Below are 645 nucleotides of genomic sequence, written 5' to 3'. Positions count from 1 at the left end.
TTAGTCATGCGGCTGGGGTCATGTCTGGGTCAAGGCATGGGTGCCCTCCTTCGTTTTCCTGGCTGCTGCGGCTGAGCTTGCCTTGAAGCGGAAGCTGTCGTTTCCTGTCTCCAGGATGTGGCAGCGGTGGGTGAGGCGATCGAGCAGCGCGGTGGTCATCTTGGCGTCGCCGAAGACGCTGGCCCATTCGCTGAAGCTCAGGTTGGTGGTGATGACAACGCTGGTGCGTTCATAGAGCTTGCTCAGGAGATGGAAGAGCAGCGCACCGCCTGAGGCGCTGAAGGGCAGATAGCCCAGTTCGTCCAGGATCACGAGATCGAGCCGGGTCAGGCTTTCCGCGATCTGCCCGGCCTTGCCCCTGGCTTTCTCCTGCTCGAGCGCGTTGACGAGTTCGATGGTGGAGAAGAAGCGGACCTTTCGGCGATGGTGTTCGATGGCCTGAATGCCCAGGGCGGTCGCGACATGGGTCTTGCCGGTGCCCGGCCCGCCGATCAGCACGACGTTCTGTGCGCCATCGATGAACTCGCAGCGGTGGAGCTGGCGCACCGTGGCTTCGTTGATCTCGCTGGCCGAGAAGTCGAAGCCGGCGAGATCCTTGTAGGCCGGGAAGCGCGCGGCCTTCATGTGATAGGCGATGGAGCGCAC

General features: G+C 62.8%; 1 protein-coding gene. It reads right to left on the bottom strand.

Annotation, left to right across the window (positions count from 1 at the left end; translation table 11 throughout):
* Positions 1-18: 18 nt before the first annotated feature.
* Positions 19-645 (bottom strand): IS21-like element helper ATPase IstB (gene istB / locus ELI80_RS09570; protein ID WP_136651269.1); only part of this gene is annotated, 627 nt, incomplete at its 5' end.

Origin of the sequence: Paracoccus aeridis, assembly GCF_004923205.2 — a bacterium.
In the GTDB taxonomy this organism is placed as follows: Bacteria; Pseudomonadota; Alphaproteobacteria; order Rhodobacterales; family Rhodobacteraceae; genus Paracoccus; species Paracoccus aeridis.
Note: the sequence above shows the minus strand (reverse complement) of the source record. Positions and strands in the feature narration are given on the sequence as shown.